At 40.5% G+C, this 21,810-nt stretch carries 17 protein-coding genes; 3 read left to right on the top strand and 14 right to left on the bottom strand.

The features are described 5' to 3' along the window. Window positions 1-22: 22 nt before the first annotated feature. The 8 genes from H589_RS0103535 to H589_RS0103500 form a co-directional block, all read right to left on the bottom strand. Window positions 23-2,134, bottom strand: coding sequence for an STT3 domain-containing protein (locus H589_RS0103535; protein WP_027720758.1), 2,112 nt, complete (start codon window positions 2,132-2,134; stop codon window positions 23-25). 63 nt (window positions 2,135-2,197) lie between these two features. Then, window positions 2,198-3,679 (bottom strand): GspE/PulE family protein, encoded by a 1,482-nt coding sequence (locus H589_RS0103530; protein WP_027720757.1) that lies wholly within the window; start codon window positions 3,677-3,679, stop codon window positions 2,198-2,200. 11 nt (window positions 3,680-3,690) lie between these two features. Then, entirely contained in the window at window positions 3,691-5,685 is a 1,995-nt protein-coding gene (gene gspD, locus H589_RS0103525) for a type II secretion system secretin GspD (protein WP_027720756.1), read from the bottom strand. Window positions 5,686-5,847: 162 nt separating this feature from the next. Then, window positions 5,848-6,300 (bottom strand): JDVT-CTERM system glutamic-type intramembrane protease MrtJ, encoded by a 453-nt coding sequence (mrtJ, locus tag H589_RS19045; RefSeq protein WP_035074758.1) that lies wholly within the window; start codon window positions 6,298-6,300, stop codon window positions 5,848-5,850. An 81-nt stretch (window positions 6,301-6,381) separates the two neighbouring features. Further along, the gene (locus H589_RS0103515; protein WP_027720755.1) at window positions 6,382-7,416 is read right to left on the bottom strand and encodes a glycosyltransferase family 9 protein; all 1,035 of its coding nucleotides are present in this window, start codon (window positions 7,414-7,416) and stop codon (window positions 6,382-6,384) included. Between the two features lie 138 nt (window positions 7,417-7,554). After that, window positions 7,555-7,935 (bottom strand): GtrA family protein, encoded by a 381-nt coding sequence (locus H589_RS0103510; RefSeq protein ID WP_027720754.1) that lies wholly within the window; start codon window positions 7,933-7,935, stop codon window positions 7,555-7,557. Window positions 7,936-7,937: 2 nt separating this feature from the next. Beyond that, on the bottom strand, window positions 7,938-8,894 hold the full coding sequence (locus H589_RS19040) for a glycosyltransferase family 2 protein (RefSeq protein ID WP_035074755.1): 957 nt from the start codon (window positions 8,892-8,894) through the stop codon (window positions 7,938-7,940). A 1-nt stretch (window position 8,895) separates the two neighbouring features. Beyond that, on the bottom strand, window positions 8,896-10,413 hold the full coding sequence (locus H589_RS0103500; RefSeq protein WP_027720753.1) for a glycosyltransferase family 39 protein: 1,518 nt from the start codon (window positions 10,411-10,413) through the stop codon (window positions 8,896-8,898). Window positions 10,414-10,650: 237 nt separating this feature from the next. Here H589_RS0103500 and H589_RS0103495 point away from each other — a divergent pair, with 237 nt between their 5' ends. The 3 genes from H589_RS0103495 to H589_RS0103485 all read left to right on the top strand — a co-directional run bounded on the left by H589_RS0103495 (window position 10,651) and on the right by H589_RS0103485 (window position 14,719). Further along, window positions 10,651-11,229: a hypothetical protein gene (locus H589_RS0103495; protein WP_027720752.1), complete on the top strand. Its 579-nt coding sequence runs from the start codon at window positions 10,651-10,653 to the stop codon at window positions 11,227-11,229. A 267-nt stretch (window positions 11,230-11,496) separates the two neighbouring features. After that, window positions 11,497-12,471: a 3-oxoacyl-ACP synthase III family protein gene (locus H589_RS0103490; RefSeq protein ID WP_027720751.1), complete on the top strand. Its 975-nt coding sequence runs from the start codon at window positions 11,497-11,499 to the stop codon at window positions 12,469-12,471. A gap of 253 nt (window positions 12,472-12,724) precedes the next feature. Continuing rightward, window positions 12,725-14,719 (top strand): hypothetical protein, encoded by a 1,995-nt coding sequence (locus H589_RS0103485; RefSeq protein ID WP_027720750.1) that lies wholly within the window; start codon window positions 12,725-12,727, stop codon window positions 14,717-14,719. A 48-nt stretch (window positions 14,720-14,767) separates the two neighbouring features. Here H589_RS0103485 and cysC read toward each other — a convergent pair whose 3' ends face one another. From cysC to hpt, 6 genes are all read right to left on the bottom strand, one after another. Continuing rightward, window positions 14,768-15,361 (bottom strand): adenylyl-sulfate kinase, encoded by a 594-nt coding sequence (gene cysC, locus H589_RS0103480; RefSeq protein WP_027720749.1) that lies wholly within the window; start codon window positions 15,359-15,361, stop codon window positions 14,768-14,770. Between the two features lie 14 nt (window positions 15,362-15,375). Beyond that, window positions 15,376-17,028 carry a mechanosensitive ion channel family protein gene (locus H589_RS20255; RefSeq protein ID WP_051249602.1) on the bottom strand — a complete coding sequence of 551 codons (1,653 nt, stop codon included), beginning with the start codon at window positions 17,026-17,028 and terminating at the stop codon, window positions 15,376-15,378. A gap of 82 nt (window positions 17,029-17,110) precedes the next feature. Beyond that, window positions 17,111-18,214: a non-hydrolyzing UDP-N-acetylglucosamine 2-epimerase gene (gene wecB / locus H589_RS0103470; RefSeq protein ID WP_027720748.1), complete on the bottom strand. Its 1,104-nt coding sequence runs from the start codon at window positions 18,212-18,214 to the stop codon at window positions 17,111-17,113. A gap of 16 nt (window positions 18,215-18,230) precedes the next feature. Beyond that, window positions 18,231-19,553: a DNA repair protein RadA gene (radA, locus tag H589_RS0103465; protein ID WP_027720747.1), complete on the bottom strand. Its 1,323-nt coding sequence runs from the start codon at window positions 19,551-19,553 to the stop codon at window positions 18,231-18,233. 222 nt (window positions 19,554-19,775) lie between these two features. After that, window positions 19,776-21,206 (bottom strand): DUF3426 domain-containing protein, encoded by a 1,431-nt coding sequence (locus H589_RS0103460; protein WP_027720746.1) that lies wholly within the window; start codon window positions 21,204-21,206, stop codon window positions 19,776-19,778. Between the two features lie 74 nt (window positions 21,207-21,280). After that, window positions 21,281-21,805, bottom strand: coding sequence for a hypoxanthine phosphoribosyltransferase (gene hpt, locus H589_RS0103455; protein WP_027720745.1), 525 nt, complete (start codon window positions 21,803-21,805; stop codon window positions 21,281-21,283). Between the last annotated feature and the right edge of the window lie 5 nt (window positions 21,806-21,810).

Here is a 21,810-nt window from a genome sequence, read left to right as displayed (position 1 = left end):
AGCAAGTGTTTGAAACAAAAAACTAATGCTTTACGACTTTATATACCCTCACGTAGGGAGCCCCTTCAAAAATAAGACTATAATTATTTAATATGTCAGGAGATTTTGGATTTCCTATAAGCAGCTGTAATAGGGTGCTAGAATAGATAACATCATCAACGAGAATGCCCTGAGATAAATCTTTATTATAGACTAAATGCATTCCTGCGTTTTCGTACATGCGGATATCACGCCCTGCAGTCCCAATAAAATCAGAACTCTGCAGCGAAATTGGAGCAGACCCATCAATAGCGAGAACACCTGAATCAAAATTAACTGAAAATTTTCTCCTTAGAGTGTATAAAGTAGGGTGACTACTTAATGAGGTCTGTAAATTCCATGCCCCGTAATACATAATCCAACGCGAAAGCATTACATCTTTCCATGTAACAACAAAATACTGATCTGTGTCTACGTTAAAAGAAGTTACCTTTGTTCCAAGTGACTTCAAAATATCATTAACTTTTTTTGCAGACATGTCTTTCCAATAATTTGCGGGGGAATTCTTATGAAAAGCCGAGTATTGGACAAACTGACTTGATTGCATAAGTGACGGCGTCGTAAACGCAAAAGCCAGAGGATATAAAACTTCACCGGCATGATTCCCACCGTCTGCAAATGGAGTCTGCCCCGTGAAATACCGCGTTGCGTACCCCCAATCCCACCAAGTCCATACAGTACTGCCTTTTTTCATTATTTTACCGGATTCTATCAATGCAGTAGCATGCTGCTGAGTTATGATGGGAGTCACCGGCGCTGTTTTATATAAAGTAAGGTTAATCGACACAAAATACACTATGAGTGTTAAACTGACTAATGCAGGAATCATTTGTTTAATTTTTTTTTCATGTACAAATTTTTCCAGAAGGTAAGTTATTGCAACACCAAGGCCAGCTCCAAATGGAGCTCCTCCAAACATAGCAAATCTTCCACCGAGCTTCAGTGCAGCCAATGTTGCAAAGACTAAAGGTATTAAAAACAAAAATGTAGGCCGAATACACAAGCAAATAATTAGGGAAAAAGCACCGATCCAGCCCACTATAGAATTTCCTGCAACATCGAGAAGAAAACGATCAACCGAAATATTTTGCGCTTCAATAACACTTTGAGCGATTCCGGGGTAAGATGGAGTATTGCTTACTTCTAGGCTTTCTGAAACAGGCTTCATGTATGAGAAAGCCTTCTCCCCGATGAAACTATATAACTGCGTTCCTGCTCCGCTTACAACAAGAAGAAGTACAAAAATAACAAGATATGCTGTTACAGACTCATATTTCTTTAATTTTAAAAATTTACTGCTTAAAAACAAATATATAAGACCTATGGAAAATAGTCCGCCCAAAACTCCAAAATAAGCAACTAGAAGATAAATAAATATTCCCCTGAAAGCGTTTGTTCTCGACCTACCGCGGGCAAGAACTAATGCTAAAAAGACTGCTGTTAAATTGGCTGTAAAAGAAAATGCTTTAATATCCTGATGCCAGAAACACCCCCAGTAAGCGACTAATCCCGCTAAAATTGGTAAAGAATAATCATATATGGTTGGACTGTTTTCAGTTTCACCCGCAACAAATTTCCATGATTTTGAAACAAAAGGGATTATCCATACTGCCAATAATAAAGAAATCAAAAGAGGGAATAATAACGTTACGACGTCTGTATCATAGTAAGTCAATCTGGTTCGGAAATAATAAGCGGGCAACAGACTTGAATACACAGCGGAGACAAGACCAACCCATCTTCCTCCTAAAAGCATCCCCCATCCAAAAGCTGCAACAGCAGTAAGCCCCGCAAAGAAAGCAGGTAGCCAAAAAGCAATATTCCCTAACGGAACATTCAGAATCCCACCTAAAGTACGAAGTATAACCGACATGGGATTCGCCGCAGCACTTCCAAGTCCCTTTGCCCCTGCAAGCCAAAAATAAGCATCATGAGTACCCATGATGTACTCACCATTAACCATGAAGTTAGGATTATCCCATTTCGGAAGATCAAAGCACCTCACCCCAAATGCTATTGAAAAAGATATTACTGAGAATAGTAAAAAAACTTTCCAATTATTCATCCATGCGGGTTTTTGAAATTCCTGCCTCATGATGAAATACTCCAATATGCTAATATTTGCTGATTTTAAAAATGATTAACTTTTGCGAGAAAACTATAATTTAGTAACACGCACAACTTCTTCAAGCGTTGTAACGCCGCTGTTAACAAGACGAATACCATGATCAACCATGGTTTCACGCCCCATCTTTTTAGCATATGCTTTGATTTTATCAGAAGAAGCAACTTCCATGATCAATCCCCGCATATCTTCTGTTACAGGGATCAATTCATAGATACCGCATCTACCGCTAAAACCGGTAAAATTGCAATGTTCACAACCGACACCGGCCATCTGGGTATGTGGCAAGCCTTCAGTATCATCAAAAAGTTTATATGTATTGTCAGAAATCTCGACTTCTTTTTTACAATGCTTGCAGCTGACTCGAACGAGCCTCTGCCCTAAGACCAAAGACAAAGACGATGCAAGTAGAAATGGTTCTATCCCCATATCAAGCATTCTGGTAACGGCTGTTGCTGCATCATTTGTATGCAGAGTGGATAGGACTAAATGCCCTGTAAGAGAGGCCTGAACAGCCGTACTTGCTGTTTCTTGATCTCGAATTTCACCAACCAGAATAATATCCGGGTCCTGACGCAAAAAGGATCGAATAGTTTCCGCAAAAGTCATTCCGGCAGCTTTATTAACCTGTACCTGATTAATTCCTGAAAGCTGATATTCTACAGGATCTTCTACTGTTACTATATTCTTGTCCTCACGCGGCAGTTCACTCAGACCTGCGTATAGGCTTGTTGTTTTACCGGAACCAGTAGGACCGGTAACAAGTACAATACCATGAGGCTGGGCAAGAACTTTTCTGAAAAGCTCAAGGTCACGACCTTTAAGGCCCAGTTGTTCAAGGTTAAGAATATTTTTTGAACGGTCCAAAATACGGAGAACGGCCTTTTCACCGCTCATGGTAGGAATCGTGGAGACACGAACATCGACTTCTTTCTGCCCAAGCTTAAGAAAAATACGACCATCCTGAGGCTTCCTGCTTTCCGCAACATCCATCTCACCCATAACTTTAATACGGGCAATAACAGTTGCCTGAAGACCTCGATCTAAACGCTTCACAGCCTTAAGTACGCCATCCTGTCTATATCGGACAACAAATCCAGTACCCTGCCCCTCAAAATGGATATCACTGGCACCGGTAGAAATAGCCTGATGCAAAGTTTTATTAACTAAACGAACAATGGGAGCATCATCATGAGACCAACCTAAAAGATCCTGACCATCTTCAGCAACATCATCATCCCCGTCAGACTCAACAGAATTCTCTTCTTCCCAGACAGTCAAGGCCTGCTCAAGCAGAGGAAAAAACTCTTCTTCTTCTACAATCTCAGTAAGAACAGTCTTTCCCAGCTTCCAAGCCAGAAAATCTGCCATTGGCAATGAACTTTCATTTTGCAGGAGAACTTTAACAGTCCGCTCATCCGCCTCAACAGGAATAAATTCATTTCGCTGCGGAAAGGTTAAAAACAAGCTCACAACGTCTTGTGGCACTTTGTTCAAATCATAAATGTTACTCAATGTGCTACCTGCTATCCGTTCGACAGGCTCGAAGATACGGGATCTTCAGACTTTTCTTCATCATTTTTATAGGTATTGAACTCGTTATCCATATAGTTATCAAAGCGTTCACGCTCTTTTCTGTACTTATCCATCTTAGCTTTACTTAAAGCTTCAAGTTGTTCATTCGTCCGGATAATACGGGCTGAAAGAAAAACCATTAAGGTATTTTTACTTCCACTTCTGCTTGTACTTTTAAACAACCAGCCCAAAAGAGGGAGATCTGAAAGATATGGTACACCGCTGGTTGACTTACTTTGATCAGACTGAATCAAACCACCAATAACCATTGTAGACCCATCAGCAAGGAGTACTGAAGTCTGAGTTGTCCTGTCTTTGGTAACAGGCAATTCAAGTGTACCTGAAGTGCCTGAAACAGTGTTATAAGTCTGATATACATCAAGTTTTACCAATCCATCTTCTGGATTAATTCGCGGCGTAATTTTTAATTTAATACCTACATCCTTGTAGGAGTATGTTGAAACAACAGAATCCCCGCTTGTAGAGCTTTCCCCAGTCTTATACGGCCTGTTTTCACCGACAAAAATTTCTGCCTCGGAGTTATCAAGAGTCATGATCTGCGGAGCTGATATTAAATTAAAATCAGTGGCAGACTTTGTAAAATTGACTAAGGCACCTAAAGTGGGGAACGACTTACCTGCATAAGAAATGGTATCACCGAGAACTCCCATAGAGTACCCCCCGGGGACAGTCGAAGGGTTCGACGCATAGGCATTTAAGTTGCCATCAGTCTTAGTATACCCAAGAGTAGCTACGCTTCCTCCCATATCGATACCACCCTGCCACTCAACACCAAATTCCTTAGCGTTGTTGAGTGTAGTTTCAAGAACGAGAGCTTCAATGTATACCTGATCCTGAGCCTGATCCAATTGCTCCACGAACTTATCTATCTGGGCAAGTTTACTGGCTTCAGCCATCACAATAAGCGAATTAGTACTCTCATCTGCTGAGACTTGAGAATCTCCTGAGTTTTCACCAAGAGAAGAAGATTTCGAGGCAGTGGTGGCAGCTGAGTCTGTTTTGGAGGAACCGGACTTTGAGCTTAAACTTCCACCATTCAGTAAACTCTTTAGTACTTCACCAGCAACAGTAGCTTCGATATTATGCAAACGATAAACTTTAAGTTTTGAATATGATTCATCTGATTTATCAAGTTCTGAAATCAAAGTTCTGATCGCTTGAATTTGATCGTCAGTCCCGGAAACAAGCAAACTATTGGCCCACTCAACAGCTTCAATAACAGGGGGGACACCAACCTTCCCATTTGAAGAAAGCTTTTTATAAAAAGAGTTTAACTTCGAGGCAACGACTTTAGAATTACTTTTAACTAATTCCAACACAGCTGTTTCATTACCTGCAGCAGCTTTTAATATAATCTTAAGCAGCTTTTTCATTTTGGTAACGTTTGACTGCAAATCTCTGACCAGGACTGCGCTTGCCATAGGCACGGGTCTAACCTGACCTATTTTAGAAGCAAATGGCGCCAAAAGAGCAGCAACTTTAGCAGAGTCAGCCTTTTCATTGAGCTGAAAGATTGAGGTGATCATCTCATCTCCATCACCAGAGGAAGGGCTGGTCTGCACATTTGGAGCAATTTTCTGAGCTTCTCTTTGAGGAAGTATATAGGTAACTCCATCGCGTGTAACAGAAAAGAAACCAGATCCGGACAAAACCTCTTGAAAAACTGCTATCAACTCAGGTTCAGAAAGTGACTGTCCAGCATAAACACTGATATTAGTTCCCGGCAGGGCTCCCGCGTTGAATACAATATTTCTACCTGTATAGCGGCCTACAAATTTGATGAACTCAACAAGAGAAATACTCTCCAGATTGGCATGAATAGAACCTTCACCTTCAGGCTGTGCAAAAGACCATGAAGAAAGAAGTGTCATCACCAACATTAAAGAAACTAAAATTTTATATAATATACGTATGTGCAGCTTCATAGGCTCCACCGGAAAATCCGGAAATGATTGATTCATTTTTTTAATTTATTACCAGACCAAATAAAAGAAACTTTCCAGTTCCTTACGATTCAAGCACTTATAAACAGACGAACCATCCTATACTTATATAAATCCGTCAAGCAGCGCTATACAAGAAAATTGCTACATAAACTGATAAAATAAAAACGCATTGTAAGCAAAATGAATAAGCGTCCCTGGAATAACGCTTCTATATCTTTGCCAAATATATCCGAAAGCCAACGACGGAACAAAAGTCAACATCGCCCAGCTTACAGGTTGGTGGATTAGATGCATACAGGCAAAAATAAGTGATGCCAAGAAATTAGCTAGACTGAGCGGACCTATACGCCACTTATATTGAAAAAATCTGTCCAACCCTTCCTGAAGTAAAAATCTGAAAAAGAATTCTTCTGAAGCAGCTTTAATAAAAAGCCACCACAAAGAAAGGGTAATATCCGGACTTGGAACATACAGCCCGACAAAACCAAATGATAAAAAAAGATAAAAAATAGGATCGGTAAAACTTAAAACACCCCATTTTAACTGATACCAAATCCCTTTCAAGATTCGATTTACGATGTAATCATAAATCATATTCTTTTATTTCCCGCATTTACTATCACTATTGGCGTACACACATGTTGTATTTAAAATGTCTTAAATTTCCTGAAGAATCTAAAGCTTAGCTAAAGCTTTGTTCAAAACATCTTTAGGCATTAAACTTTTCAGACACGCAAGATCACCTCGCGTGCAGCTTTCGCTTCCACATGGCTGGCAATCAAGGTCAGGAACAACCTCTTCATGCTCATCGGAGGGAAAAGTCCAGGCACTGCTGGATGATCCAGGAATACAGATCGAAGGAGTACCTACCCCGACAGCAAAATGTCTAGGCGCAGAACAATTACCAAGATGCAGTACAGCCCGCTCTATAAGTGCTGCCATAAGCCTTAAAGAACCTGGTTTTTCCAGCATCACACACTTATCGCCTATCCCGGCGACTTTACTGACTCTAAGCACGACATCCTTTTCGCCAGGGCCATAAAGCAGAAAAAATTTATACTCAGGTCTTTCAGCTGAAATCAGCTTAATCAGTTCTCCGTAGTATTCAGCTGGCCATCTGCGAGTATGTCTTCTATGTGAAGGATCAACGGTTATTAAAGGCTCATCACCCTTAATACCCAACCCTTCCAGACAAGTTTGCGCCTCTTCTTTTTCCGGTTCACTCACAAAGATTTGTGGCGCATCGCCGTGCCATTCAATTCCCAATGGCTTAAGAACACCGGCTTTATACATCCCGGCATATCCGCCCGGAATGCTCTCCGGCCAGTTCGTATACCAGAACCTATTGTACCAAGGAGGTCTAAAAGTAAGCTTAACCGGAGCATTACAAAAAAATATAACCCACCGACAACGTGGCAACTGCTGAAAATCAACTACCAGATCATATCCACTTCGTCCTACTTTGCGGTAAAACAACAAAGCTTTTAATGGGTTACGTAAGTTTTCTTTAACTATTTTCCAAACGTGAGTAACTGCCGGATTGTTATCAAAAACCTGTGCACATTTATCTTCAGTCAGGACATGAATCTCAGCATCAGGAAACTTTCTGTGGAGCAGAGCCACCGAGGGAGTGGACAAAACAACATCTCCGATCTGCCGGAGTTGACATACCAGAATTCTTTTCGGGTTAATGGTAGATATATCTTTCACTTTTTAAAGCTCACTATGTCTAGTCAAAAGGCTCTCCGCTGACTGCAGGCTATCCTGATGTTGGGCAATTAAGCATACCCGTCTTTGAAAGTCCAGAACATGATTTGGGCGAAAATAATGTTTTTCCTTGATAACCGATCATCGAAATACATAACAAACAGACATCACGTAATTGGCTGCCATTGCGGCAGCTGACCCCACGATCAAAGGAATTACTAATGAGATTGAAGGCCACCCTGTAACTATTAAGACATAAGCTCCATAGTTGATCAGACTGCCTATACTGTTTGAAATTGCAAACTTATACCAACCGCTCCACGGGGCTTTTCCCCCTTTACGAAAAGTAAAGCCATGGTGAAAATGGTAACAAACTGTTAATGCAACCAAAATAGCAGGTATTCTGGCCACAAGAGATGAAGCTCCTGACCAAACTAAAATATAGGTAATTCCTGCATCAATAAAAAAACCTATCCCGCCGATACAGCAAAATCTTAAAAACCTACTGTTGCCCACTTCCATGTTTAAAATTTATTATCTTTTTCGCATTTATCAGAACAGCAAACGGCAGCTGAAGCAAAGTTTAGATACTCCAGCCTACGCATTTCCGTATATCCCCTGCTAACACTATTCAAAATAATTCCTATAGCAAAAAAAAGACATGATATAATCCCGATTGAAGCAGCAAGAACAGCAGTGGGCAATTTAGGAACTAACCCGGTCTGTAACCAATCCGCTATTACTGGAAGGCCAAGTCCAAAAGAAATGAGTGCAAGAAGAGCGGCAATACCTGCGTAAAATTTAAATGGGGAAATGTGCCTGAGTAAGTTAATCATCGTCATCAAAATACGAAAGCCGTCTCTGTATGTATTAAGCTTGCTGTGGCTTCCTTCAGGTCTTTTGCCATAAGTTGTCACCATCTCGGCAACAGGAAGTCGTGCTGCAATAGAATGGATGCTCATTTCCATTTCAATTTCAAATCCACGACTAAGGCAGGGAAATGTTTTTACAAACCGTTTTGAAAAAATCCGGTACCCAGAGAAAATATCTGTAAATGTTTTCTCAAAAACAACACCCAAAAACTTATTAAAAAGGGCATTACCAGCCTGGTGTCCGGATCTATAAGCCTCATCTTCATCTTTATGATCACGTATTCCCACAACCATATCCAGATTTTCATCCAGCAATTTATCTACCATCGCAGGAGCAACAGTAGCATCATATGTGTCATCTCCATCAACCAACACGTAAATATCAGCATCAATATCTGCAAACATCCGGCTGACTACATTTCCTTTTCCTTTGCGTGACTCCGTTGAGACAATAGCCCCCGCGGATCTGGCAACATCTATAGTTCGATCAGTTGAGCCGTTATCGTATACATATATCTCTGCACTGGGAAGTTGCTTCGAAAAATCGTTAACAACACTCGTAATTGCCTCTTCTTCATTAAGACAAGGGATTAAAACAGCAATTTTCATCTTAATTATTTCCTCGCGTAATTTCTTTTGGCAAAGATTCCACTGGTACGATTAATAACTTATGTTCCTTACGATTATAATCGGAAAGACCTACCTGAGTAGAAGCAGAGAGAGTACTCATATTTCCTCTATAAAAATAGTAATAGCCATCAATTGACCGGGGCCGATATTCTTCATCAGCTGGCAAGCCAAATGCCATAACCCGTATTCTCCGAGCATTCTTAATCATTTTATCAGTTTCATTAATTTTCAGCCGACCTTCCTTTTTATATCCAAAAACAGACATCGCGGCCTTTTCTATAGCATTAGGGGACCATGCGCTAAAACGCATTACCACAGGCAGATCTTCAGCTGCAATGAGCTTTGCATTCTTTACATCTTTCTGCAGACGAAAAATAGTATTTTGTGCCGGTATAGCCTTGATGGTAAAAGCTGCGAAAGCTATCACGAGCCCCCATTTAAATACATCAGCTTTGTGTGGTGATTTTTTATGCAACCGGTTAATACCAAATAATAAAACCATTATCATATATGGTACAGCGGCAGTAAAGTAACGACTCCCTACAGGAGCTGCTAATTTTAGAGGGGACAAACTTGAAATCATATATACATTAAAGAAGAGCCCACCAAGGAACAGTATAGATATACATTTCTCGAGACTCCTACCTTTTCTCAGCAGCCACACAGCAATAAATAAACTGACAATAACAACCGGAAGAAGCCCTCTGAATTTAACAAGTTTCAAACAGTTCAACAGGTACTCAGAAAAACTGACCAATAATTCACCCCGAGTAACATGGGTCTGAGTCATTACCCCAAATCGACCAAGAGTATTTCCTGTATCACAATAAAAATAAAACCACTCCATTCCGACAACAAGTAAAAAGAAAGTAGAAAAAATTAATACCGGCTGAAACTTTTTTTTATCAAAAACAAGTAAGGATAGTATTCCAAGAGCATAGTAAATGCAGGTGAGCCTTGATCCCCAGGCACATCCGGCGAGCACACCTGCAATAGCCAGCAAATACCAGCTATTCTTATCACGCCATGTCAGCACAGCCAGTACACATCCAAGCAAATATGTCATTTCATAAAGGCCGGGCCAGAGCTGACTTCCCATGGTTGTCATCGGAGGATACAAAACAAGCAGCACGGCGGTGAAAACAGCAAAAACTCTACCCCCAATATGCTTTGCCACATAATAAACAAGCACAGTTGATATAACCGAGTATACAACGGGCAAAATGTAATAGTTTGGAGTTTCAGTGCCAAATAACTTAAGAATCAGGTACAGTGGCATCGTTATGCCCCAACGCATTGTCTGGTGCGTCCACTCTACCAAATTTCCAGTTTTGACCAAAGAGACTACATTATTCCAGACATTTATTGAATCTCCGCCAATCTCTATATATTCCAAAGAAACTATTCTGATCAGAATCGTAAACAGAAATAATGCGGCTATAATATAAATTTCAGAAATATTTTCTAAATAAAATTTCGTTGTTTTAGTATGCATCATTAAAATTTATAACCTTGTTTGGTGTTATACACCGATGGAGAATTTGAAATAGATAAAGCAAGTAAACCAGCATAAGAGCACGGTCAACCCAAGAGGAGTTCATGATAATCCCCATTACCGTATGTCTGTTGCCATATCTATCTGTTAAAAGAACTTTGACAATAAGAGCTCAGATCATTTAGATTAGGATGTGATATATTCTTCAACGTACTACCATATAAACCATCTGGAGAAAGTATGAAAAGAACAACCTGCGCGATCCTTGTCCTTACTTTGCTTTTTATTATGGGAACATCCGCTATGGCTGAGGATATCAAACTGAAAGACACTATTCTTAAACTCGATTACAATCCAATAAAAATCAATCTTCCAGACTGTACAACCCAGATTGCTGTAGTAAAATTTACTGAATCTAGCCCAATCAATCAAATAGGTAAAAGTCAAATATTCAGATACCTACCATCCATTGATGTTGGCACATGGATTGGAAAGGCTGTATATAGCCAGCTCAAGTCTCAGGGGCTCAACGTAGAATATTATGAAACAATGGACGAAGCCGGAGATATGTTCATAATAACCGGAATTGCAAATAAGGTTTTTATTAACAGACCCGGACAACTTGAAATGGAATATAAAATCCAGTTCGACGGTATGGTCAGCAAAAATAATAAACTTCTTTTTGCACAGAACTACATTTCAAAACAGGAAAAAGATATGCTCAACACGGGAGACAATGCCGGAAAGCTTATGGCCGGACTACATGATACCTTCCCGATATTCCTACCTCAAGCTCTAAAAATAATTAATGAAAACTAATAGACTCTTCGTAAAGTATTACAATGTCCGAAGCGGAAACTCTGCTTCGGACATTTATTATACACAGAGGAAGGTATATTCTTTTACTTTTATAAGCTTGCATGGATGAGCAATTATGGCTATTAGGACCCGACCTAGCAATGCAAGGGGATAAATTCACTACTGAATGTAATTGCCTATTCCATTCCATTCAACTGCCCGCAACATACTCCCCATAAATTATATATACAAAGCAATGACAAACACAGTGATACATTTGTAAAAGCCATGACTAATTTTATACATAAAATTGAATATTATCTTCCAGAAAAAACTGTAGACTGCTTTGAACTGGACAAGTCAAAACCACATTGGCATGTACAAAACTCTTTGCCTAAAACAGGAATACGTTACCTTCACCGTGCAAGCAACGATGAAACGACCCTTCAAATCGCATATAAAGCAGCGTCAAAAGTTCTTGAAAATATTTCTGAAGATAGTCTACCTGACACGCTCATAGTCTGTACTCAGACACCTGATCAGCTCCTGCCACATGTTTCGGCCTGCCTACAGCATGAACTAGGACTTCCTGCCTCAACTAAATGTTTTGACATAAGTCTCGGCTGCAGCGGATACAGCTACGGACTTTCAATAGCTTACGGATATATGGCTGCAGGAATTGCGCAAAGAGTACTTTTTGTTACTGTCGATAACTATTCTAAAATTATCGCCCCTGACAATAAGGCCGCGTATATTATTTTTTCTGATGGCAGCGCAGCAACAATTTTGGATAAGCCTGCCCAGAATCCTATCTTTAAATTCGGTACAGATGGTAGTCGGTGTAAATCGATAATCTGTAACAACTCAGCTATCGGAGTAATGACTGGTAGAGACAGCGAAACATCAATTGCAGCTCCTGATTTTCAGATGGATGGATACAGCGTATTCCAATTTACTGTCAAAACTATTCCACAGCAAATCGCGCAGCTTGCAACTGATGCTGACGTTGATATGGCTGACATTGATTTATTCATATTTCACCAGGCAAGCCGCAAAGTTCTTGAAGCAATAGGCAAGAAGTTGAAAATCCCTGAGAATAAATTAATTATTGATTTATACGAGGTTGGGAACACCACTTCATCCTCTATCCCTATAGCTATAAAACGGGCAGAAGAAAGCGGAAAGTTAAAGCGTGGTGATAAAATAATGCTTTTCGGTTTTGGAATAGGCCTAAGCTGGTCTGGTTTAGTAATGAATTATTAAAAAACATATGTGTCTTAAAAGACTGCAAAAGCGGGCTTTTTTTGGATCACTTTCTCACCCTATTTTATTTATAAGCACATCTTGCATATTCTTCGTCACATGTTATTTTAAAGCAAAGATGGAGGTAGTAATGCTCAAAAGATTTGCTGTCTTAGTACTGTCGTTAAGCCTATTAATAGCATTAAGCTGTGGTAAAAGATCACCCTTTAGAGATAAAGGGTTCACCAGCTCGAAACAATCGGAGGTAGCCTCCGTGGATGCAAGCGTCATTTCGATTATTCCCTGGGATGAAATACAAGATGAGATGCAACCTTCCTTCCCTATGGATGCAGATAAAGCTTTACTTGAAGCCATACCTACAACGCTTAGTGAAGAACGCAAAATACTGAATTCGCTAAATGCATATCTTAAACTAGCTTTAACCCAAAAACTAACTTCTTTCGAAGAAACAACGACAAAAAAGACTGGTGAACAAGAAAATAAAAGTTCAACCAGAACTGAAACATTCGAACAGCCAGATTTGAATTCTTTATCAGTAAGCCAAAACCAACAAATCACAGACCAATCCAATTCACCGTTTATTGCAAATCCAAATCAAATCAATGCCCGCATGCGACACTCAGCAGCAACTGCACTTTACCAGGAAGTAAGGCTGTTAAATAAATATGTAAAATATGCCTCCAACCGTAAAGGCTACACTCCTTACCTTGTACGAATGCAAGTTTCATTGACACCTATGGCAGATGATGCACGCTATGATGCATATTCAACCATTTCCTTTTTTCCAGATAGATTCTCAGGAATAACAGAGAATACAATAAGTAGTCCTAAAAACTCTGACAAAACTCCATTTGTCGTTCCATTACTTGTTTCAGAAGATTTAGAAAAAGCTTCATTCAGCAGAAACAATAATGACATTTTGCAAATGGCAATGGCATTGCAAGCAACTTTCAACAGCGTCGGTGTTGAAACTGGATTTGATAAAACTCTGCAAGATATGCTTAAACTATCAGGAACTGATTACAACAGCCTGATGACAGTTGGTCGGATTTCAGATAATTCAATCAGAGTTCGTTTTGGTGCAATGCAAACAGCCTCAGAATATGGCGAAACAAAAGTACGGGTAATGGTCCCCAGAACGCATTATGTTAATCTGCTACTCATGGTACCAGGGACCCCGCCCGAAAATAACAATTTGGTAGCTGTAACGCGTACAACAGTGGTACACAACGAAACAGGTGTTCCACTTGAAGGTAAAGATCAAGCGGATATAGTTAAGGGAGCAAGAAAGACATTCAAAAAGTATGGGATAGAGTCACCCTACAGAATAAATAAACATCCTAACCTGGCAATTGATTTCGTAACCATGGCGATTGATGTTCAAACTAACCGTTGGTCAAAATTTAGCGATCATTTTAAAAAATTATGCGAATCACTTGATAACGCAACTGATAAAAAAAATCCTTTTTGCATTAAAACGTCTGAAGGGCTTAGAGAACAAATATGGGTAGATCTGGTAGATCTATGGGTTGGTGGTCAGTATTCTTATACTTTTTTCGAAGTACCGGAACCTCCACAAAAGCAAGACAAAGAGATGCGACTTCCTGAAGCAAACCTTGCTTTCTATGCTTTTGATGACAGGAGTAAAACAACAGTGCAAATCGCAGGAGCGCAAAATCTAAAAACAGCTGAATTAGATCCTGTTTTAAAAATAAGAATAAACTCTAACGAGTACAGCTTTCCAGCGTACGGTGTGAACGTCACAGGAAAAGGTAGCTGCGAAATTATTTTCCCATCATTTGCAAAAGACACCGGACTCCAAAGAAATAGCCTGAAACTAAAATTAAACAGTAAAGATCAGTTGCACAAAATCTTATACACAACCTCCCCGTTGCCACAACCGAAACAACCTTTGACAGCTGCTACGAGTATGCAAAATATTAGTATAACAAAAGGGGTCGGAATACTACAAGTCTCATTTACCGGAGTCGGAAAGAACAGTATTATGAGAATCCAGAATGCAGCCATAGATAGCAGTTATATGGTTAAAAATGGATTTTCGCCAATCACACAATTAAATGGTTGGCGCACTATACCGGGTAATGGTTTATATAATATTCCGCTTTCAAATATGGAACAGGGGTCACCGGTCATCCTCTCGGCAGGAACGAATAATAAAAATAAAATCCCGTCGCAGACATCAACAATAATCGTTGAACCACGGAATTTTACTATAAAGAAAAAATAAAAAAGTATCCCATCCTATAATTTATAGGATGGGATTATACCTTTAAAACTAAAACTTCACTTTCTCTAGAATAAATTCCATAACTTTCGCTACAGACTCTTCCAGGGTTTCAACGTCTGTATCGATACTTAAATCAGGATTTTCAGGAGCTTCATACGGCGCAGAAATCCCTGTATAATTTTTAATTTTACCTTCGCGTGCAAGCTTGTAATAGCCCTTAACATCCCTGTCCTCACATACCTCTAAAGGACAGGTTACAAAAATTTCATAGAAATCTTCATCTCCCACAATATCTCTTGCCATTTCACGATCAGTCAAAAGAGGAGATATAAATGCACACATACAAATAGTGCTGTTTTCAACAAAAAGCTTTGAAACTTCAGCTATCCGTCTGATATTTTCAGTACGCGCAGCATGAGAAAAACTTAAATCACTACATAGACCATGACGGACATTGTCCCCATCAAAAACATATGCCCTTAGACCTAAATCAAAAAGATTCTTCTCTACTCCATGAGCAATTGTTGATTTCCCAGACCCAGACAGCCCTGTGAACCAAAATACAGCCGATCTGTGTTTGCAGAAATTTTCTCTATCCCGACGTGAAACTTCCCCTCGAAATTTCTTTATATTCCGTTCCATAGTGCTCACGCTCTCTAATCTTCTGTCTTATGAATATGTATTTCACGTTGTGGAAAAGGTATACTAATCCCTTCTACATTCAATCTGCTATAAATTGCTTTGTTAAGCTCATGAATTAATTTCCCCCGATCATGAGGTCGTGAAGCCCAGCAGAGTAATTCAAACTCGAGAGCTGAATCACCAAAATTTCTAAACCTCACTCTTGGTTCAGGATTGGAGATAACAAGTGAGTTTTCATTTGCCAGTTCCAGCAAAATAGATTCCAGCTGATCAAGATCGGTACCATATGCAACGCCTAATTTGATCCTTATTCTAAATGATGGGAGCGGCATGCTCTGGTTCACAATTTTTGAATTGGTAATTACTGAGTTGGGAATAGTTATCATGATATCATCACGAGTGAGAAGACGTGTACTGCGCATCCCCACAGCTTTGACTTCCCCTCTTTCCCCACTGTCCAAAACAATATAATCACCTGCTCTGAAAGGACGATCCATAAAAATAGATACCCCTCCAAAAAAATTAGCCAGTGTTTCCCGGGCTGCCAGTGCAACAGCAACACCAGCAATACCTGCAGATGCAAATATCGCTGTAACCGGAATTCCGAAATATCCGCCAACCTTATAAAAAAGAACAAAGACCAGGCCGAAACTTCCCAAACGGCATAGAAGTTTAATTACATCTGCATCAAGGGCCTCTTCGTTAATTTTAGTTGAAGAAATAATGCCATGCATGACAACATTTCCGGCAATAATAATCAGCACTCCGGCAGATACTGAGAACCAAAAACCAAGAAAAATAGTCAGATAGGCAAGAATATCCCCTGTGATCATTATCTGGCCAACTGCAAAATACTTAATTACAACGCAAAGGAGCATTCCATAGAAAGGAAATATAAGCCTGTCCAACTGCCACTTAGCCTTTCTACTTCTGGAGCTACGAGTCCTGTGCCAGAGCCAGACAAGCCAGAGACTAAACGCACAGACAAGAATAATCAGATCCAATCCAATCCATTGCCATACAGCCTGCCCGTAATATGCTTTACGCATCCACTCAGGAAGACTCTTCAAGAAGCCATCTGGAATCATCCAACCGGATGAATAGATGTATTGCTCATAAAATCCTCTATACCCCTCACTCTTGTCACTGCGATAGGGCAAGTCTTTGACTTCATAATAAAAGCCTTCCAACCTCTCTACAGTCTCAGGGGTGAATAAAAAAGAGCCTATTCTTGGCCCGTCTACAACCTTGCCTATTTTAATCTCAGTATGTGGAATACGCCAGAGCAGCACGCCCTGTTTCTTTACATCATGTTTATCAGGAACATCGTTCATATCCGGCAGCTCAATGCGATCCAGGATTTCCCGCAGGCGCAAGACAGATTCAATACTGACACTGTCCCGTAAAGTCGGCGGGACCAGACTAAGATTGAAACAGCGCTCAGCCCTTTGCAAATATTCTTTTAAAAGAACTATATTGTCTTTCGCATTATCAGCAGTTGCCTCTGCGTAAAGCTCATCTGTATAATGAATGAAACTTCTAAGAGTTGCTTTAGGGCTGGAAGTATCTGGCGGCTCAAGAGGAAAGATATTTGACCCATATGCCGGCAAGGCAGATAGAAAAATCAAAAGGATAGAAAAAAAATACTTTCCAGTACCGCCAAACATAAAACATCCCCTTATTCAAATCAGAAAAAACATAAGCTAATTAATATAGCTAAAGAACATTAATATGAAAATACTTCTTATATTAATTACAACTTAAATATTCAATTAGCACTTGCCAGATGCGTTCTGAAGCATGACCATCCCATCCTTCAATTTCAGGAGCAGGATTCCCGGTCTTTTTCAATGCAACTGCAACTTCCCGTAATATATTTTCACCGGATATCCCTGCAAGAGCATTAGTTCCCTGCTCAATAGTTACTGGCCGCTCTGTATTCTCTCTAACAGTAACGCAAGGTACTCCAAGCGCAGTAGTCTCTTCCTGTAATCCGCCGCTATCAGTGATAACAACCTGTGCGTCTTTCCATAAGTATAAGGATTCTCTAAAAGAAAGAGGTGGAAAGGTATGCACATTCTCTAAAAATGAAATCCCGAACTGCTGCATCATTTTTTCAGTACGCGGATGTATTGGAAATAAAAGCGGTAAATCTTCAGAAATTTTATTGAGCGCAGCAACAATTCCTTCAAGCACTTCTTTACAGTCCACATTGGAAGGCCGGTGCAATGTCATGAATCCATACCTGCCGATTTTTTCTTTCAATTCACGGCATTCATAATTCTCAATAACTTCAGGTCCAAGGCGATCGACGTTATGGAAAAGATTATCGATCATCACGTTACCTACATGAAAAATACTGTCCGCACTTTTGCCCTCGCGGAGCAAATTTTCGTGCCCGTGATTTTCAGTAGTAAAAAATAAATTGCTAACAGAATCCGTAACCATACGGTTAATCTCTTCCGGCATATCCATATCACCGCTGCGAAGGCCAGCTTCAACATGGGCAACAGGAATATGCAGTTTGCGGGCTGTAATCGAGCAGGCCAGCGTAGAGTTAACATCACCAACGACAACCACAAGATCAGGTTTTTCTTCCATACACATTCTTTCAAATGCGATCATAATCGCACCTGTCTGCTCAGCATGTGTTCCAGTAGACTTGCCCATATTAAATTTAGGCTTGGCAATATCAAGATCTTCAAAAAAGACCTGTGACATCTGACGGTCGTAATGCTGACCAGTGTAGACCATTTCACACTCAATTGATTCAAGAGTTCTGGCGGCGCGAAAAATAGGAGCCACTTTCATTAAATTAGGACGAGCTCCGGCGACTAAAAAGACTTTTTTCATATATATTACCTAAAATTTATTCATTAGGGCCAAACAATTTGGATTGTAGTTCATCCAAAGTACGGCAACTTTCAGAGTGAAAAATCGGCCCATATCCTAAACGTTGCGCTTGTTTCATACGGGTTTCCCCACCAGATGCAGGTCTGATACGTCCGTTAAGATCAACTTCACCCCAGAAAACTGATCCTGCCTGCAATGGAAGATCATAAAAAGATGACAACACTGATGCCACGACTCCAAGATCAAGTCCCGGGTCACGCATTGCTAGTCCACCGCCGATCTTTGCATAAATATCAAGCTGACCCAAGTTTAAATTGAGCCGTTTTTCCAACACAGCTAGAATAAGGTTCAACCGATTGGTATCAAAACCCAAAGCAGTGCGACGCGGAATCGAAAGAACCGTACGGCTGGCTAAAGCCTGAACTTCAACAGCAAAAGGTTTGTGCCCATCCATAGCCATTACAACAGCAGCCCCGGAACAGGAATCATCACGATCACCAAGAAAAAGAGTAGATGGATCTTCAACAATCTCCATACCGGACTCACGCATGGAAAAAACTACCAGCTCATCACTTGGGCCAAATCTGTTTTTAAGAACCCGCATAATACGCATCATGTGCTTGCGGTCACCTTCAAGATACAAAACAGTATCAACCATATGTTCTAAAAGCTTCGGCCCGGCAATCTGTCCGTCTTTGGTCACATGTCCCACAATCACCAAAGTGGTGCTGGTCTTTTTCGCTGCCTCAACTAATTCTGAGGAAACAGCTCGTACCTGACTTACGCTGCCGGGTATACCGTCAGCTCTGGGAGAGGTTAGTGTCTGAACGGAGTCAATAATCATCAGATCAGGTTTTTCAGGGCCCTCCAACAGTGACAAGACCTCTTCAGCATTGGTCGATGCTACAGCGAGCAGTCCTGATTCAAGCAATCCCAACCTCTCGGCACGTCCTCTGATCTGAGCCAAAGATTCCTCACCTGAGAAGTATACAGATTTATTACCCATCTGCGCCTGCGCCGCAGCAAGCTGTAGTAATAATGTGGATTTGCCTATACCAGGTTCGCCACCAAGCAGCACTGCTCCGCCTGGAACAAAACCTTTGCCCAAAACGGTATCAAGAGGTTTAAACCCAGTTGAACGAGCCTCGGTATGCTCTACTGAAATATCCGCCAGCGAAACAGCCAGATTAGCTGTTAAGGCATGACTCACACCTCCTTTACGACGGACAACCACCTTCTCCTGAAGAGTGTTCCACTCACTGCATCGTGGACACTGTCCCTGCCACTTAATCGTCTGGGCACCGCAATTAGAGCAAATATATACATCTTTCGTTTTCATCTTGTTTGCCTCCGGCAACCATTCAGGACCCAAAACAGCGGGGAAGCTCTTACTCCCCCCAATTTTATTACACGGCATTAAATATAAAACAGGGAGACACTGACACAGATAGTCAGGTCTCCCGTAATTAATTTTTATAAAACAAATTGTAATAATTATGCAACAAACTCAACTTCTTAAATTCTTTATGGAGAGAGTCATGAGAATACTTATTACAAATGGTTATTTCTTAGGTGGCTCTTTCGCGTCAACAACGTTGATTACATACTCTTTAACTGCTGGCGAAGGCTTAAAAAATACAACCATAAACGGTGTATCCATGCCGGGCTTAAGCAATGTGTTATTTGAAAGAACTCCTACTTTTGAAGCAAGTCCTGCCTCAATTTCTTCTTTGGACTGCACCTCAAGCTGAAACAAAGAAAGAGTGTTCCCGCAAAGCAGTCGTCGAGAATCCAGAACTGTACCTTTGTCATCAAAAAGCTGAGCTTCAACTTCTATAAGTTCTTTAGGCTTAGCAAAGTTATTAACCACTTTACCTTCAATAATAAAGAGCTGACCGGCTTTATCATTATTTACGTAAAACTGACGCAAATCCTTAAAAGAAAACTTACTGAAACGCTTAGATGGAGGTTCATTTTGATCACTGTTCCCAGCATCATCAGAAGTCACAAACGGAACACTGAAAGGAAGTTTTTCCCATATTTTGAGATACCATGCAGCTCCTGCACCACTGGCAAAAAGTAACAGGATGATCAAAATGATGATCATTCCCTTTCCTTTTTTCTTACCCTTCTTTTTACCAGGCAAGGCATCGAGATCATCATCAAGATCAAAGCCGACAATCTCGCCATCATCTAGTGACAGTCCGTCATCTTCTTGAAAATCTTCATCTTCAAAGTCTTCGTCATCGCCGAAATCATCATCCTCAGCATCTACATCATCTTCTTCAATCTCTGCATCATCACCAAAAAGTTCATCTTCCGAAAAGTCTTCACTATCTTCATCGTCTTCACCAAACAAGGCGTCGTCGTCAAAGGGATCTTCTTCCTCAACATCAGGAACTTCAGACTCTTCGTCATCTCCGAACAATTCATCGTCTATATCGAAATCATCTTCTCCGGCAGCCTCACCTACGGTTGAATCTCCCATAGAATCATCATCGTCAAACAGGTCTGCACCAATCTCAGCATCATCTGAATTATCGGCTGAACCGAATAAATCATCTTCTAAGTCATCAGATTCACCACCGCCGACAGAGTCACTGTCTGCATCCATCTCACCGAAAAGATCATCATCAAGATCATCACCAAGTTCACTTTCAGCTTCACTGAAAAGATCATCGTCAAATGACAAATCTTCTTCTACTGGAGCTTCAGGTTCCGGTTCTGGTTCTGGCTCTGGCTCTGGTTTTGGTGCAGGTTTTGGTGCCGGCTTTGGTTTAGGTTTAGGCTGCGGCTTAGGCGCAGGTGGAGCCTGTTCCTCCTGAACCTGCTCTTCAAGCAAAGACGCAACTTCGTCTTCGGGCTCTTGAGCCGGAGGAGTTACCTTAAAAATATTTCCGCATTTGGAACATTTAACCTTTGCTCCGCCAGCCGGAATTTTACTTTCCGGTAAATTGAACTTGGTCTCACAGTTGGAACACGTAATAATCATGGACCGCTCTACCTGCTATTCAATAGGTTTAAACAAATGTAATATTTGAAATAATTTCCATAAAAGCAACAAGACTAGACATTTTCAAGGTCATATACTGCACTTAAATACCTGTATTTCTCAGCATAGTCCATTCCGTATCCTACAAGAAAGCCACTCTCAACCACAAAACCTGGAAATTCGACTTCCAGATCAATCTCCCGACGTTCTCTTTTATCAATAAGAGCACAGGTTTTTACACTCAGAGGATTACGCTTTTCAAATACATGCTTGAGAAATTCAACAGAATGTCCTGTATCAACAATATCTTCTATAATCAGCACGTGCTTATCAGCAATGGAAACTTCAAGATCTTTAGAGAAGTTCATATTTCCAGTTCTGCTGGTACCATTTCCATAACTGGAAAGACGCACAAAATCTATCTCAGGGTCAGAGCTCAATGCACGAGTGATATCTGCAAAAAACAAATAGGCTCCTTTTAGAACACAAACACAGATCAACGGCTCCTGACCATATGTTTCTGAAATCTGCTTACCAAGTTCTTTAATTCTTTCCGCAATTATTTCTTTAGAAAAAACTTCTTTGAGGCTATGGCCCATTTTAG

Source organism: Maridesulfovibrio zosterae DSM 11974, from assembly GCF_000425265.1.
In the GTDB taxonomy this organism is placed as follows: Bacteria; Desulfobacterota; Desulfovibrionia; order Desulfovibrionales; family Desulfovibrionaceae; genus Maridesulfovibrio; species Maridesulfovibrio zosterae.
This window is presented reverse-complemented; position numbering and strand designations above follow the sequence as displayed.

Excerpts from the sequence above, each read along its gene's own strand:
- hpt (WP_027720745.1), bottom strand. The coding sequence starts at position 21,805 with ATGGGCCATAGCCTCAAAGAAGTTTTTTCTAAAGAAATAATTGCGGAA.
- H589_RS0103460 (WP_027720746.1), bottom strand. The coding sequence starts at position 21,206 with ATGATTATTACGTGTTCCAACTGTGAGACCAAGTTCAATTTACCGGAA.
- H589_RS0103500 (WP_027720753.1), bottom strand. The coding sequence starts at position 10,413 with ATGATGCATACTAAAACAACGAAATTTTATTTAGAAAATATTTCTGAA.
- cysC (WP_027720749.1), bottom strand. The coding sequence starts at position 15,361 with ATGGAACGGAATATAAAGAAATTTCGAGGGGAAGTTTCACGTCGGGAT.
- H589_RS0103490 (WP_027720751.1), top strand. The coding sequence starts at position 11,497 with ATGACTAATTTTATACATAAAATTGAATATTATCTTCCAGAAAAAACT.
- mrtJ (WP_035074758.1), bottom strand. The coding sequence starts at position 6,300 with ATGATTTATGATTACATCGTAAATCGAATCTTGAAAGGGATTTGGTAT.
- radA (WP_027720747.1), bottom strand. The coding sequence starts at position 19,553 with ATGAAAACGAAAGATGTATATATTTGCTCTAATTGCGGTGCCCAGACG.
- H589_RS0103510 (WP_027720754.1), bottom strand. The coding sequence starts at position 7,935 with ATGGAAGTGGGCAACAGTAGGTTTTTAAGATTTTGCTGTATCGGCGGG.
- wecB (WP_027720748.1), bottom strand. The coding sequence starts at position 18,214 with ATGAAAAAAGTCTTTTTAGTCGCCGGAGCTCGTCCTAATTTAATGAAA.
- H589_RS20255 (WP_051249602.1), bottom strand. The coding sequence starts at position 17,028 with ATGTTTGGCGGTACTGGAAAGTATTTTTTTTCTATCCTTTTGATTTTT.
- H589_RS0103495 (WP_027720752.1), top strand. The coding sequence starts at position 10,651 with ATGAAAAGAACAACCTGCGCGATCCTTGTCCTTACTTTGCTTTTTATT.
- gspD (WP_027720756.1), bottom strand. The coding sequence starts at position 5,685 with ATGAAGCTGCACATACGTATATTATATAAAATTTTAGTTTCTTTAATG.
- H589_RS0103535 (WP_027720758.1), bottom strand. The coding sequence starts at position 2,134 with ATGAGGCAGGAATTTCAAAAACCCGCATGGATGAATAATTGGAAAGTT.
- H589_RS19040 (WP_035074755.1), bottom strand. The coding sequence starts at position 8,894 with ATGAAAATTGCTGTTTTAATCCCTTGTCTTAATGAAGAAGAGGCAATT.